Raw genomic sequence first — 13,062 nt, 5'->3', positions numbered from 1 at the left:
GAAATTTGAGAGCCTTCGGCTAGGCGCGCGCAAAGCTCTCTGGTTTATGCACTGTGCCCGTCACGGTGGCGCGTACGCTGCCTTTCGACAGCCAAGAGCGAACCTCCATGAGCACGTCTCCGAGAAGGTTTAGGCCTTGCCACTGGCCGACGTCTCGGATACGCGGATCATTCCACGCGAGCCCCACACCATAGATTCGATCGTATGGACTGGCCTCGACCAAAAGTGTGTCCTCTGTCCCGAGCAGGATTTCGCCAAGAGGCGGGTTCTGCCAGAACTTCTCACGGCAGCCAACGATCACGATTGATTTGCGCTTCTTGACCCAGACCGCTTCATCAAACCCTCGGACTTGGCGGCCTAGTCGTTTTTGCTCACGCGGTTGAGAGGCCGAAAGAATTTGCCTTGCGGTCTCATCGTCATCGAACAGTCGCGCCTTGGAGTACATCATGAACTGCTCGACTGAAGTGAACTCGACCCCGCGGAACGTGAACCGAGCCGGATGCCAGTTGCTTAGTGCATCTTCGGCGCCGAAGAACAGAGTCATTCCTTGGATCTCATGCATTGCACACCTGGTTAGGTTGGGCGCCATTGCCAGGGCGGCGACGGCAGAGTTGAAGGAAGACCGGCCACTCCAGCCAGCGGTGCGTAATAACGCGCCCATCCATCACAATGACCCGCCGACTGCCTAGGTAGCCGTTTGCGAGCGCGTAATCGGTTAGATCCGACGCGCTGCCCGCACGAAGCATGTTGGAAATATTCTCCCGCGACATGAAGCGGCCGAGTTCCCCCTTTCTCGAGGGACGAATTGCCGTGGGACGATTGGAAAGTTTATTCATAGCTACCTCAATGTGAAAACAGAGAGGCAACTCCCGCTCAGGGCAAGGTTGCCCCGAATGGGTTGAATAACTGGAGACTGGCTGCAGAACAGCCACAAGGCACCACCCTTGACGGGCGGCAGGGTTGAAAACGTACGCTAGATGCGGCCCAGCTGCCGGGCGACATCACAAGGATGATCGCCGGGAAAGATCGACCAAATTCTACCGCCTTCTGTTCCTGGTGAGAAGTGCGGCGAATCCGGTCGGTCGAAGTTCTGCACTCGGCGTCAACTTGATATCGCGTGCCGCCTCTATGTAACTTTGAAGGAAATCGAGAGGTGCGCCCGACCCGCGGGGCGCGCGCTGTCCCTCGGGTTGCTCTGGCGGGAGCGTCCGGGACTATTTGGCCTTTGCCAGGGCCAGGATTGCGTCGCTGAAGAGTCGCTTGCGCCAACCCCGCCTGCTGTATTTGCCATAGGCCATCACCATCCGCTCTCCAAGAACGAAATTCCGCATGGTGATGTCAATCGTGACACTGCCATGCGGTGCCGTGATGACTACGCCAAACTGAGTGTCCGGCCGCAGCTTCCACCCTTTTGGTAGTTCAATATCCTCGATCACGTAATTTTCCTGACCACGCCATTTGGCGTGTTGGACACCGTGGTCCGCCCTATTTTCAGTGCCGAGGCCAGTTAATCGAGCCCCGCACCCAGACAAAAAACTGAGTTTTTCAACGTCGCCCATTATATGTTGGCCTTACCGCCTACTGCCAGCGAATGATGCCCCCCGCACCGAGGGGTGCGTAGGTCAAAAAAAAAGCGGTCCCCGAAGGGACCGCCGTTGCCACTGTGACATCGTCACATGTGTTGGACGCGCAAACGCCCGTTGACCTGAACGATTGCAACCACCTGGCCAGCTCGAAAGACATTGCCATCGCCGACCTCCTGAACAACCGGGATCATCCGGTTGTCTTCGGTTCGCACGATCAGCTCAACGGCCTGCGTTTTGCTGATCGCGCCACCCGCAGCGTAGCCAACCAACGTGCCCACACCGCCGGCAATCAGCGGTGCAGCGTTGGAGTTGCTGTGATGCATGCCGAGGACGACACCAAGGATGCCGCCAACGGTTGCCGAAATTTGGCGCGCGGTGCCCGAATCGAGTTCAATCGGCCGCGCGTTGATAACGACGCCCAGAACTGCGGAACCACCACCGCGCAGAGCGTCACCCGAGTTGTACGTCGAGTTCGATCGAGAGACCGGCTCGCCTACTTGGTTGACTGACCCATACCACTGAGCATGTGCGAAAAACGGCACCAGCGCAAAAGCGACGAACCCTGCGCGGACGATTTTTGCGAACGATTTCATTTCTATTCCTTTTCAGAAAAGATGGCCCACCGCCAACAGCCAATGGCCATCGGAAGCAATGCCGTTACAGAGCAAATGACGCAGAGCAGCGTCGAACGAGTTAGTACTGGCGTCTGCCACCTCGAAGGCTTCGGCCAACAGCGTTGGCCATGCCCCCAAAGCAGCGGATCAGCAGAACACACACACACACAACAGCGAGCACGATACCGATCAACGCAAGTCCTGAAAGGGCGTGACCACGCATCGCATTACCCACCATGTTGTAGACGACCGAACGAATTACGGCGTCGACGATCATTGACCCGATGCCGTAGTGGCCACCGAACAACGCGTGAAACTGAAGCATGCAAACCTCCTGGTAGCGAAATACCTCGGAGGCCTACTTCCGTACGGGAGCAAACACCCCGCAGGAAATTAAGGTAGGAAGAGCCGGTTCGGAACGAACCAGCCGGTCGGTTCTCGCTCTAAGAAGCGAGGGAAGCGCTCACCAGAAAACACTGGCGAGGCAAAGTGGCTAGAAGGGCCCAGCTGCCGTTACAAAGTCGCAAATGACTTCGTAGAAACGAGGCTGATTCTATACCTGATGTTTCCTGTTGGGAAGCAATGAAGCACGGCGTGCCCAAAAAGCAAAAAAGCCGCACTCCGATTTCGGGGAGCGCGGCCTAAGGCCGTTCGACGCAATCAGGAAGGAGGACTCAACCAGATTCGTCTTACAGCGCTTCAGATCAAGCGAAGGGATGGAAGACCACCCCAATCACCTGTGCGGCAATAGGAATCCCCGCAACACCGGCCAGAATGGCCCATGCGCGAATCGCCTCTTGCTTGGATTTTCCTCTCTTCATTCCATACCTGGCTACGAACACAAGACATACGAGCACGACGACGTAAATGGCAAGATTGCTTCCCATAAATCGCTCCCGGTCGAACTTGCTTCGAATGCCTCGCCGGCGGCATTGTTTTGGGCCGGCGCGACGGTTCGCTGCTGAACCCATCAAGCAGCGAATTCTATTGTCGCGCAAATCGGTGGGATTTTTCTGTCCGCCACTTGGCCTACAGCCGGCGCTCTCAGGCCGTTACTGCTCAATCCCCCTGAAGACCCGAATCTGCGAGATGGCACGGATGTACCAGGACTTGCGCCGGGCGGTCGGGTGCGACGCAGCATCTTCTCTGAGGGTCTCCTGCTCAACCCAAGCCCGCATACCTTCCCAGGCTGATGAGGACAGAAAGTACTCTTCCCGCACGTCGGGTGAGTCGAACCGGTCGCCTGCCGGCGGGATTCCAAACTCATCGCCAAGCCGTGCTGAGTCGTCTGCGGTGAACCCGCTCAGGAAAACGACTGGCTCGTTCTCGCCGCGGACCAGCCACCAGCCCTCGCGCTCTTGGCGATCATGAGTAGGGGGCGCTTTCGTCCACTGCAAAGACGCTGCGTACAGCGGCACACCCTCGCCTGAGGCCTTACAGCAGATGAACAGTGAGCCGGTCAGAGCGATAACCCCCTGGAATTCCCGCCCGGCCACTGTAGTTCGAAAGAAAACGTCAGTCTCATTCATTGGTTCTGTTGGCCCTAAGGGCGATCTCCACAACTGCTCTGGACAGGTCTGTGGACAAGTCAGTTACGCAGCGTAAAGTTGCCCGCTATCATCGGACAACTTCTTATGTTGCCTATAAATTAGGCATGCCACACACGCGTTTGATATGGTCATGCCCGCCGGCGCGCACGACGCTATGCGGCACGCCACACCGAGCACCAGACGATCTATTTGTCGACCGGATCTTCCTTCTCTGCCTCGCGAACCTTCTCGAGCAAATCGCTGATCGATTCACGCGTTTCGCGCCTAAGGCGTTTGAATCCGGGATCTGCTTCTATGTCCTTGATCGTCAGTAGCAGTCTTGCGCCCACTTTGCGCATGACCCGCTTCAGCCGCTCCCCGGGTAGATCTCGTGGTCGGACCTTGCCTTTCCCCGCAGTCACTTCCACCAGACGCTCGGGAGCACCGTCCTTGTACAAGCGGATCGCTTTGATGGCCGTTGTCGCTGTGGTCTTGTCTTCAATGACCAGATCCTGGATCCGCCGGTCGGCGTTGGCGAGCAAAAGCAACCCTTTGATGTGCATCTCTGAGCGCTTGAACTCCGAGGCAATCTCCATTGTGGACATGCCGAGCTTCACGTGAGCTCGAAAAGCAACGATCGCGGTCTCGAAGACGGTCAGGGCAAGCTGATCGTTCCGTTGCATTACGCTCAGCGTGAGCGACCGCGGGTCCGCCCATTCTTCGATAATTACCGGCAGCTGATCGATTTGCCGATTCTTCCCATCGTCGAGATAGTGATTGGCGAGCCGCACTGCCTGCAGTCGTCGATGCCCGTCCCGCACCGCAAGCACCGTCTTACTGCCCTCGCGGATCGGGAACACCAGGAGCGGTTGACTCTCATCAAAACCGTTCTCGGCAATCTCGAGGGCCAGACGCTCGATGCCGGCCTTGTAGGCGGCCGTCTCGATCCGAGGATTGAAGCCGCGAACCTCACGAATCTCGTCGACGGCCCACCGGTACTGGTGGCTCGCTCCCGTACCCAAGTTCAGCGCTTGACGATCCCCAAATTCCAATTGGGAGTCCATCTCAAATGGAATAGTCGGAGCAGCTCCGTCAAGGACAAGCTGAGGCTGTGTCTTCGCTCGCACACCCTGACTCCGTTTTGTTGCCACCACTTGCATACTCCTGAACTTAGCTATGGCGCAAGTGCCCGAGCGCTCATCGCACGGACAACCCATTCCTTCCGAAAACTCAGTTTTCCTTCACGGCACTGGAGAGGACTCTGCTCGCCCACCATCCGCAACCAGCTGCCAGACAACCAGGCCGCCCTCGCTGAGAGACCAGTCGACGAACTTGCGATCACGAAGAGCCACAAGCACTCTTGACGCTCGCATCAACCGTTCGCTCTGGCTGATGAGCTGCCCGGGAAAGGCCGCGCGGGCGACCTTTCCTGTTCCTTCCACGGCTCCCCGGCTCGCCAGCACTTCCATGACGGCGCGCTCGTCGTCACTGAGTTGAGCCTTGGTCAGCCAACAGAGTGGAAGTCGCACCTGACTTTCCGAGCCAGTCCATACGGTCATCAAATATTCCCAATAGCCACTGTTTCTACGCGTTGCCGTCTCCGCAACGAAACGCAATTTCGTTGTCCAGCCAGCAACACAGCCAACATCGAAGCGAGACGTTTGAAGGAGAACCCGTACTTCGACTGCGCCCTACGAAATGGAAGATACCGAGTGCGAATGCCATTTCTAGCCCTCAAAAATCGGCCGGCTTCCTTACTGATGTACGCGCTCCTCGGCCCCTGGGATGATTTCCGCTCGGGAAATTTTCATTGGGGCGAACGTCACGGGCCCAGCCTGCGGCGAAACTTGAAGAACGCCCTTGTTGCACGCCAGCCAGAGCACACTGTCCACGGTGGCAATACTGTCGCCGGAAGCGTCGGAGAGCACGCGGCACAGTCGCATGCAGGCGTCAAACCTCTCAAGCCCGCGGCGTCGCGGCTTGTCTGGAAAGCCCGTGAGACGGCAAAGCCAGATATCCGGCTTACAGACGTCCTCACCGAAGTTCTTGGCCAACTGGTACTTCGTATCGACTCCCACCCACGGAAGAGCGCCGCACCATTCGACTAGTCGAATGGGGTTGTTCTGGCTTAGGACGTCCTGCAGCGAATGAAAGTCGGCCGCGCGCTCGCGCCACACTCTTTCAATTGCCTCAGCTTTGGCACGGAATCCAAATGCACTGACGACGGGGCGCCCTTCCTCGATTGCATCCCAGACGCGCTTTTCGATGGTGCGTGCAGCCTGGGCGGAACGACCCGCGCAAAGTACGATCCAGATGATTTCTGCTGCCATCTTTTCAGGAGTTTCCGGGCGGCAGCGGCTTTGGTTCGACCACTCAATGATTCGTCTGGCGTCGGGGTCATTCTTGAGCAGCCAGTCACGCAGCTCGAGATACAAGGCGCTCGGAATCCGGCTCTCGGGGTTCGGAATTTCACTCTTGGCCAAGATGCCCTCCGGCATTATTTGGCCGCACAGCGCAAGCTGCCATCCGCGGCCGTTTTGTTAAGGAAAGCGATAATTAGTGATTCCCAACGGGAAGCACTAAAGTAAGCCGAATGATACTCCCTTAGTCGCCCCTAGGAGGCGTTCCCTACACCCACGGCAACCCTTACCCGAGACGCCTTAATCGGCACCGAAAAAGCAAAAAGGGCCGCAGATGCGGCCCTTTTCATTGATTATGTCGGTCTAGTCTGTCCGGCTACATCTGGCGTCCTGGATCGCCCAGCCAGCGCCGATCAGGTCCGTGCCTTTCGTCGGCAGCAGTCGCAACTGGCATCGTTCTTTCCCTGCATTCGCAACCGTAGTGGCTTGTCCATTCCTTTCCAGAGATGCACCGGTTACCTGAATTTGATTGGGCGGAGGCGCAACGTTGGCTTGAAACAGGAAAGGAGACGCAGCCAGGTAACCGGCGGTGAGTTGCGCTGCCGCAGCGAGCGTGCCTGGCTCCAAAGTCTGCACTAAGACGCGCTTCACCCTGCTTTCTGGATCGTCAGCCGAAGCCACCAAGGTACCGATGCCCTGTCGGACTTTCTGGAATCCGCGCCCTTGATCGTCGATCCATTGGGCGAAGGCCGCCTCATTGCCTGCAATGACCTTCAGGCCTGCACACGAGACGATGCCAAAGATAATCAGGACGCTGACCGCCTGCGCAGCAATCTCTCTACGTGTTCGGAACATCACCCTCCTCCCTCATCCTTGAATGCAACTGCGCGACCGTTCCAGCTTTCCTTCGGTGTTACCGCTTGCGCGCGACGCAACCACCAAACCTCCCATTTGCACCGCCCACCACACTATGGCTGCAACGCCCCCACCGATTCCGGCGAGGAACAGAAGAGCGTCGGCGATCGCCTGTGGGACTACGGCAGCAACTCCAAGCCCGGTGTAGCCGCTCAGGCCGAAGACCGCAGCGCATGTCGGGCCAAACACCGGACTTTCCGATCCGGTGACACCAGACACCATCGCCAGTACCACCAACATGCAGAACGTCACCCCAACGATGCTGGCCGATCCGATGCCGACCGCCATACCCAAAGCGAGTGAACTGGCCAGGCAGCTCACCGCCTGAACGCGCTGTCGCGTTGTGTTGAAACACTCTTTGCGGATCGTGTTCGCAATACGCATCAACTGATTTGGCATCGTGTGGTCAGGCGACAGGGATGGAATAGCGCCACGGCACGGGGCGCAGCTCGGCGGGCAAGTACAGCGGGTGTTCGGGGTACCCGGAGGAGGTAATTCGCAATGCGTGCACGGCAGATTGAGCCGGAGGATGTCGTTGAACCTGGCATCCATTAGGCGCCGGGTACTCGCCTTTCCCTTCGGTGTACCCCAAGCGGCAATCAGGACGCCACCGCGCGACAGACAGAACTCGGCGGCAACCTGGAGCGCCTCATCGGCCATTGGTCCGATTGGGTCTTCCATTTGGGCAAGCTCGTTCGCATCAGTCGCTACTCCGGTCGCGGCGTTCACGATGATTAAGTCGCTAGCACCGAGCGCATTAGCAAACCCGACTCCCCGCCGCGCGGTTGGATCGTTGTCTACTGCATCAGCCGTGCTGGGGTTATGCAGAATAAACGCGACTGGGACGCCAAACATGCTCAGCTGGCGTCGCAACCACACCCGATGTTTCTCACCGGAAAAATACGCGTTCTGCTCGGTCCAAGCCGGAATTGCTGCACTCACAGTTTTCCTCTCTGACATAGCACGCGCGCGTGCCGCTTCCGCCGCCTCATGCTTCTTGCCAGGAAGCATTCTACCAACACGCTCCCCAGACCAACGGGATCAACGCGCTCTGGAATGAAAAAACCCCGCTCAAGGCGGGGATGTGTGGTGCAGAAGCCCACACCGTGGGCCTGCTAGCGGACCTTACGAACCGGCGCCGACCACCGGCACAGTTTGCGGCACATAGCCCGGCGTAGTAACGAGCACGTGACTGCGATTGTTCGTGCCAACCTTTCCGTCGATGGTGTTGACGTAGTTCTTGTAGGTCGGGCATTGACCGGAAGTGAACAGATCCGGCTGGCCGGCTTGCAACGGGAAGCGAGCGTAGTACGGCGCGCTGTTACCGCTGTTGCAGTCCGCAATCACGTATTCCCAGACCATGAACTGATGCATCTGGGCGTACGGCGGAGGCGCACCGTTCGCTTCCAGCTGGCCGAGCGTGTATGGTGCTGCCGGATTGAAGACGCCGCTCTGCCATTGGCCGATGTTGATCGCATTCCCGTTCGGCAGCGTGCTGGATGCCGTGCCGGTCAGTTGGCTTTGTGCCAGCACCTGCACCGAGACCGAGGACGGGAGGTCGTACTGGACGCCGTACGCCTCGACGGAATTCAGCGCGTCGGCGTATGCGGACAGGGCATCACCGGACGAACCGGGCACCAGGGCCAGGTAGTTGACGCCAGCACTCTGGTCGCTCGGGAGGATTGCGTTGGTGAAGCCGATCAGCGACAGCACCATGCCGGCACCCGTCGTATAGGCCGTCGCAATCGCCGCGCCGCCCGACGCGACCTGTGACATACGTTGCGAAGCAACATGCGTCAGCGACGTGATGACGAAGTTGTTGAACTGCGTCGTGATGTACGGGGTCACCAGTTCCAACGTGCCGTTCGTCTGGACCGTATGGTCCGCCGAGGACGTGTAGGTGCCGCCCGTCGCCACGAAGCGCACGTAGCTGGCCGAGTCATACGGCGCTTGGCTCAAAGTCATGCTGAACGTGCCGTCCGCGGCCGAAGTAGCCGTACCGATCACGGTACCGTTCGTGCCATCTGCGTTCAGCACGTAGGCCGTCACCGTCGCGCCAGCAGTCGCGCCGCTGTTGAAGACCTGGCCGGTAACTGCCGTCGTCTTGGCCCCAGGTGCAGCTTGGCCCGTGTACGGGTTCACCGGCGTCCTTTGATTCCCCACCGTGCCGGTGCCAGTACCGTCGGAACCACCGTTGCCCGCAGCCGAGCCGTCGCCGCCACCACCGCACGCCGACAGCAGTGCGACAACTGCCAACGATGCCAAAGTCAGTTTCTTCATAGTTTCTCCGTGTGAAGTGTTCGAGTGAGTCCAGTATCTCAAGTCGAACATGTATTTCTAGCCCCTTTGTGCAAGCGCCAAGGAGGCGGTAGAGGTGCTCCTTGGGATCCCTATTTCCTATCCAAGATGCGACACCCTTCCTCATGAGCTGCCTTGCAAAAGCGGATCAGGTCGATTCTTGTGGTTCGACGGATGACGCCGCTTTGAAGGTTGGCGCCTTGATAGACGGCACGGTAGAGGTAGCCGCCCGCTGCGGAGCGAGCAAACCAGACCTTCTCGATTCGGCCAAGGCGACTGTCATCATTTCCAATGAGACCGAGGCTCTGTGCAAAGCGAGCTGTCATAACCCCGTCTGCTTGTTGCTCGAACTGCACTTTGTGGAATACCCACAAGGCAATCCCTATTCCAATCGCAAGCGAAACGGCGAGCCACACCAGTGACGCCACCCGAGTTGGTTTCCTATCGGGACGGGCTGAGGCGTCGACGCTCATCTTCTGGGCGCTGGGGGATTCAACTGCCGTTGTTCGCAATTCTGCGGCTGTCATCTGTACCATCGTTGATGCCTGCTGTTTTCCTATCTGGACGGTGCCGCCATTCACACCACGGCAAGCTGTATGACCGCACCTGTGATCGACGGGGAATCTGTCCCTTCCGCCAGCGTTTTCCCACCTGGAAATTCTTGGCGCTGTAAGGCAGTTGGCCATTCGCCAACCACCGCCCCTTTTCCGGTCAACGTAACCTTGGCCCCATTCCTGGTCGGAAAATGGCCCGCTTGCTTCATGAAGAACGGCACGTCATACCGGCTTGCTTGCTCCGCCAGGCTTTCCGCCCACTCCAATTTGTACTCACGTGCAGCCCAGCTACCTTGCCGGCTTTCCCCTTCAGAAATGATCCAGTCCAACTCCTCGATCGCAGCCTTTCCGGCATGTCGCCCAGATTTCAGTTGGAAAGTCAGATCCATGGGGCCAAGGCCGGGCCCGTGGCTGATACCTTTGACGCATGCATCAAGGTCTAGGAGCTTTGGGATATCGCGCTCTGCCTCTTCCTGATTGACCACGGTGGCGATTAGCCAGACGTTGGGATAGCCGGTCCCCCAGTCTGCAGGCAACATGCGCTTTGCGTTCCCGATGCGTTTCGTGACCACCAGCCAGGTCAGGTACGGCGTTTGAGCCATGAGGTCCCATGCATCGGCCCGCCATTGCTCGTCAATCTCGTTGTCGAACATGTCCGACTGGGTGTTCCAGAACACCGGCCAGAATTCACCGCTTTTGGCTGCGCGGCGGTTCCAGGTGAATGCCTTGTTCCAGTTCGAAGGCGCAGTCCGCTGGCGTGGCGCATCTGGACCCCAGTGCTTTCCGCCGTGAAACCGTATGTCGCCCGCTAGCGCGTAGCACCCGTCGCAGCCGGGTCCGATCTGCGTGCAGCCAATCCATCCGTTGATGGTGGACTTCGCATAGGAAATGCCAGTTTCGATTGCCATGTTTGCCTCTTCACTCAAACCGCAGACTGTTGCAAGCCCCACAGGTCTTGGCCGCTCCAGCTGGCCTCACATAAGGGAGTCCTCTCTGGAGCCAATAATCTCGGCATCCGCAAGCATGGCTTTCAATTGCCCCTGGATGGCGTAGATGTCCAGCCACTCGCGTGCCCGGGTGAGCGTCACATAGAGCAGCCTCAACTCCTCCGGTGTCATCTCAACCTTGCCGGTCTCTTCGTCGGTATAGAACCGAAAATCGCCTTCCACCCTCACCGACTTGAACTCAAGGCCTTTGGCTTTGTGCGCGGTACTTATGACCATGTCCGCATAGGAGACGGGTACCGATGCCCCCACCATCTCCTCGAGCATGTCGGGCCCGATATCGTTGATGAGCTTCACGTAGGGCTTGATCTCTTTCCCAGCGAACGTGTCTGCGTAGTCGCAGACTTCCATCCAGTCCTGAAACAACGTGAGCGCTGAAGGTGATGCGGGCGATATACCGCACATCAACTGTCGAGAGGCATTGCAGAAATTCAAGATCTCGGAAGAGTTTGCCCGGAGAGCGACACGCTTTCCTGACCGTAGTTCATCGGCCATTTGGGCAACTGCTGTAGCGTTCGTGCGGCACAGAACGGCCTTGAACGGGAAGATGAAGTTCTCTGCTGCTTCGTCGATCACTACAGACGAGATTGAGTCTTGCCCCCTTATGGGTGTCGTCTCACCGAGCTTCCTAAGTACAAGGGATGCCAGATCAGCAATGCTCCGGCCGAACCGGAACGATTGCGTCAAATACACCTCTGGGGCCTCAATGCGCTGCATTGCATCTACGCTGCCGCGGAACTCCATGATTTGCTGATATGGATCGCCGACGTAGATCACCTGCGCGTGATACTGCCCCTGAAGGATCGCGAGCATGACGTCATCGCTGTCTTGCCCCTCATCGAGCAGGATGTACCGCCCCTCAATTTCAGGTGTGGAAAGCTGCCAGATCTTGAGGTAGACATCGTGCCCGATGCGATACGGACTCTTCTGACTGCAGAACTCCTCCCACAGCGTCTCTACATACGGCAGTAGCTCACCCTGCAGCTGCTCCATCGCCCTGCGCTCAATGATGGGATTCGCAGCAATGTGATGGAGAGAGGGTGCGTGGTCAGCCGATTTGCAGAAACGTACAGCCGCATCATTGACCATCTGCGCCAAGTCCGAACCTCTGAGCTCGACCGTACGGCCGAGCACGCTTGGCACGGCAATCGCCCGCAATCCCATCCGCCCACTGAGCAGGTCAGTGGTCTCCATAGCGTTGTTGACCTTAGCCGTGATTCCCGCTGGCAATGAGCGGTGCGCAAGCGCATGGAACGTGCTCGCGGATACCGATTTCGGAAGCTTTCGCTTAGCCTCGGCGGCGTTTTCCCTTCCGAATACAAGATAGACCCCGCGCGTATTGCCCTTCGTGTGCGCGATCATGTCCAGCAGCGACGTCTTGCCGGAGCCTGCGCGCGCGATCACCTTGAAGGACGCGCCAGTCATGGATAGATCGATGGCCTGATTCTGCTCGGCGGTCGGCTTCAATCTCATGTGGTTGGGGAAGTGCGCGGGCGTCTGGTGTTCATCGCAGGGGCCTCGACAACGTGGCCGGAGCGGAACAGCCCTCAGATTTAGTTCGTCGCCTCAGCGGCCGGGAGCGCGTCACCGGAGCCGGCCAGTCGCGCCGAGACTTGGAAGGCCCGCTTACCCGCGTCCTGAGCAACCATTACGGGTACCTCCTCGCCATCTTTAACGACCAGGGTCGCTTCGCTCACATCGCGGGAGATATCGGCAAGTTGGAATGCACGGTCACCGAGCTTCACAGTCTTCAATGCGTCGAGGCGGGAATTGTCTAGAGCCAAGCGCACTACCAGTGCACCGTTTGGCATGATCGCGACCGGCACCGCAACGACGCGGAGCCCCACCGATTCTTGCATCGGCTCAACCTGGCCGCTTTTCGACAACCCCATGTAGCCAAACACCTCCTTCGATTCGAAATGCGTCGGGTTGGCGTTCAGCGCGAGCGTGACATGCGTGGTCTTCCCAAAGCTCTGCACGGTCAGGTTCAGCGCCTTCGGATTCTTCTCCAGGGCTTCCAGCCCGGGCAGATGAGACTTCGGCTGAGGCGCGCCAACGTCGGCATGCGCAACGGCGCTAGCCATCACCAGAACTGCAGCTGCGATTGCTCGAATGGTCTTCATGGTGTGCTCGATTGAATGGGATTGAAATTCCTTCCAGCAAGGTCCAAGGGACTCCTTGCCTACCCTGCGAGTACACCAC

General features: G+C 58.4%; 16 protein-coding genes. All 16 read right to left on the bottom strand.

All coding sequences use genetic code 11. The annotated features are described in order from the left end of the window. Positions 1-19: 19 nt before the first annotated feature. The 16 genes from BG83_RS0126565 to BG83_RS0126485 all read right to left on the bottom strand — a co-directional run bounded on the left by BG83_RS0126565 (position 20) and on the right by BG83_RS0126485 (position 12,983). Positions 20-544, bottom strand: coding sequence for an NADAR family protein (locus BG83_RS0126565; protein WP_375140048.1), 525 nt, complete (start codon positions 542-544; stop codon positions 20-22). A gap of 670 nt (positions 545-1,214) precedes the next feature. Further along, positions 1,215-1,559 (bottom strand): hypothetical protein, encoded by a 345-nt coding sequence (locus BG83_RS30015; RefSeq protein ID WP_231973473.1) that lies wholly within the window; start codon positions 1,557-1,559, stop codon positions 1,215-1,217. A gap of 113 nt (positions 1,560-1,672) precedes the next feature. Next, complete coding sequence (locus BG83_RS0126555; RefSeq protein WP_024979605.1) at positions 1,673-2,179, bottom strand: membrane protein; 507 nt, start codon at positions 2,177-2,179, stop codon at positions 1,673-1,675. A gap of 100 nt (positions 2,180-2,279) precedes the next feature. Beyond that, entirely contained in the window at positions 2,280-2,525 is a 246-nt protein-coding gene (locus BG83_RS0126550) for a hypothetical protein (protein ID WP_024979604.1), read from the bottom strand. A gap of 379 nt (positions 2,526-2,904) precedes the next feature. Then, a complete protein-coding gene (locus tag BG83_RS0126545; RefSeq protein ID WP_024979603.1) occupies positions 2,905-3,087 on the bottom strand; it encodes a hypothetical protein in 183 nt (60 codons plus the stop codon). A 165-nt stretch (positions 3,088-3,252) separates the two neighbouring features. Then, entirely contained in the window at positions 3,253-3,729 is a 477-nt protein-coding gene (locus tag BG83_RS0126540; protein WP_024979602.1) for a hypothetical protein, read from the bottom strand. A gap of 206 nt (positions 3,730-3,935) precedes the next feature. After that, on the bottom strand, positions 3,936-4,793 hold the full coding sequence (locus BG83_RS0126535) for a ParB/RepB/Spo0J family partition protein (RefSeq protein WP_231973475.1): 858 nt from the start codon (positions 4,791-4,793) through the stop codon (positions 3,936-3,938). Between the two features lie 177 nt (positions 4,794-4,970). After that, positions 4,971-5,288, bottom strand: coding sequence for a hypothetical protein (locus BG83_RS0126530; protein ID WP_024979600.1), 318 nt, complete (start codon positions 5,286-5,288; stop codon positions 4,971-4,973). Between the two features lie 195 nt (positions 5,289-5,483). Next, positions 5,484-6,212 carry a hypothetical protein gene (locus tag BG83_RS0126525; protein ID WP_024979599.1) on the bottom strand — a complete coding sequence of 243 codons (729 nt, stop codon included), beginning with the start codon at positions 6,210-6,212 and terminating at the stop codon, positions 5,484-5,486. A 240-nt stretch (positions 6,213-6,452) separates the two neighbouring features. Further along, the gene (locus BG83_RS0126520; RefSeq protein WP_024979598.1) at positions 6,453-6,944 is read right to left on the bottom strand and encodes a hypothetical protein; all 492 of its coding nucleotides are present in this window, start codon (positions 6,942-6,944) and stop codon (positions 6,453-6,455) included. A gap of 12 nt (positions 6,945-6,956) precedes the next feature. Beyond that, positions 6,957-7,946 (bottom strand): DUF1643 domain-containing protein, encoded by a 990-nt coding sequence (locus tag BG83_RS30010; protein ID WP_231973477.1) that lies wholly within the window; start codon positions 7,944-7,946, stop codon positions 6,957-6,959. A 183-nt stretch (positions 7,947-8,129) separates the two neighbouring features. Continuing rightward, positions 8,130-9,284, bottom strand: a complete 1,155-nt coding sequence (locus BG83_RS0126505; protein WP_024979596.1) for a hypothetical protein — start codon at positions 9,282-9,284, stop codon at positions 8,130-8,132. A 110-nt stretch (positions 9,285-9,394) separates the two neighbouring features. Then, a complete protein-coding gene (locus tag BG83_RS0126500) occupies positions 9,395-9,829 on the bottom strand; it encodes a hypothetical protein (RefSeq protein WP_024979595.1) in 435 nt (144 codons plus the stop codon). A 50-nt stretch (positions 9,830-9,879) separates the two neighbouring features. Beyond that, positions 9,880-10,764: a DUF5131 family protein gene (locus tag BG83_RS0126495; RefSeq protein WP_024979594.1), complete on the bottom strand. Its 885-nt coding sequence runs from the start codon at positions 10,762-10,764 to the stop codon at positions 9,880-9,882. 66 nt (positions 10,765-10,830) lie between these two features. Next, a complete protein-coding gene (locus BG83_RS0126490; protein WP_024979593.1) occupies positions 10,831-12,333 on the bottom strand; it encodes a 3'-5' exonuclease in 1,503 nt (500 codons plus the stop codon). Positions 12,334-12,413: 80 nt separating this feature from the next. Next, positions 12,414-12,983 (bottom strand): hypothetical protein, encoded by a 570-nt coding sequence (locus tag BG83_RS0126485; protein WP_024979592.1) that lies wholly within the window; start codon positions 12,981-12,983, stop codon positions 12,414-12,416. Positions 12,984-13,062: the final 79 nt, after the last annotated feature.

This window comes from Ralstonia pickettii, assembly GCF_000607165.1.
Taxonomy (GTDB): domain Bacteria; phylum Pseudomonadota; class Gammaproteobacteria; order Burkholderiales; family Burkholderiaceae; genus Ralstonia; species Ralstonia holmesii.
The sequence above is the reverse complement of the archived record's forward strand: the minus strand, read 5'-3'. Positions and strand labels throughout refer to the sequence as shown.